This is a genomic window from Stenotrophomonas sp. INTA L402-1, assembly GCF_059295135.1.
This window is the reverse complement of the sequence record NZ_JCAFWP010000093.1, coordinates 1-1,109: the sequence shown is the minus strand read 5'-3', so window position 1 is coordinate 1,109 and position 1,109 is coordinate 1. Positions and strand designations below refer to the sequence as shown.

The 1,109-nt window shown below is 66.8% G+C and carries 2 protein-coding genes; both read left to right on the top strand.

From position 1 onward, the window contains the following. Positions 1–95 precede the first annotated feature (95 nt). Positions 96–563, top strand: a complete 468-nt coding sequence (ribH, locus tag AC5O77_RS21630) for a 6,7-dimethyl-8-ribityllumazine synthase (protein WP_005408061.1) — start codon at positions 96–98, stop codon at positions 561–563. Next, complete coding sequence (gene nusB / locus AC5O77_RS21625) at positions 560–1,039, top strand: transcription antitermination factor NusB (RefSeq protein WP_005408062.1); 480 nt, start codon at positions 560–562, stop codon at positions 1,037–1,039. The genes ribH and nusB overlap by 4 nt, the downstream gene beginning before the upstream one ends. Positions 1,040–1,109: the final 70 nt, after the last annotated feature.

Below are 1,109 nucleotides of genomic sequence, written 5' to 3'. Positions count from 1 at the left end.
AGATGTGTATAAGAGACAGCCCCGGGCCCCCATCGGCCACGGCCGGGGCCCATCCACGCTAGAATTACCCCCTTATCGAGTCCCCCAAGCCGCATATGAGCCACTTCGAAGGCGATCTTCGCACTCCCGAATCGGCGCGCTTCGCCATCCTGGCCAGCCGCTGGAACGCCCGCATCACCGACACGCTGGTCGCTGGCGCCCGCCAGAGCCTGGCTGGCAACGGCATCACCGAAGCCAACATCGACGTGATCCGCGTGCCGGGTGCCTGGGAACTGCCGCTGGTGGCCGCGCGCCTGGCCGCCGCCCACGAACACGCCGCCATCCTTACCCTGGGCTGCGTGATCCGTGGCGATACCCGTCACTACGAGCACGTGGCCGATCGCTGCGCCGAGGGCCTGATGCGCGTGCAGCTGGACTTCGGCGTGCCGGTCCTGAACGGCGTGCTGGCGGTGGAACGCGTTGAAGACGCCGAGGCCCGCGCAGGCGGCAGCCACGGCAACAAGGGCGAGGAAGTCGCACTCGCCGCATTGGAAATGGTCAATCTTCTGGAGCAGCTGCCATGAACAAGAACACCCAGGGCAAGCCCTCCGGTAAACCCGTCCGCCGTGATGGCGTCGATCCGGTGCTGCGCTCGCGCGCCCGCCGTCGTGCTGTGCAGGCCATCTACGCCTGGCAGATCTCCGGCGGCAACGCCCAGTCGCTGATCGCCCAGTTCGCCCACGAGCAGGCCCGCGAAATCGCCGACCTGGCGTACTTCGAGGCGCTGCTGCACGGCGTGCTCGACAACCGCCGCGACATCGACGAAGCGCTCGGCCCGTACCTGGACCGTGGCATCGAAGAAGTGGACGCGATCGAACGCGCGGTGCTGCGCCTGGCGGCGTACGAGCTGCGCTACCGCTTGGACGTGCCGTACCGCGTGGTGATCAACGAAGCCATCGAATCGGCCAAGCGCTTCGGTTCCGAGCATGGCCATACCTACGTCAACGGCGTGCTGGATCGTGCCGCCGTGGAATGGCGCAAGGTCGAATCGGGTCACTGACCCACCTGTGGTAGTGCCGGCCGCTGGCCGGCAGCTGCAGGGATCCTGAGGCTGTCTCTTATACACATCT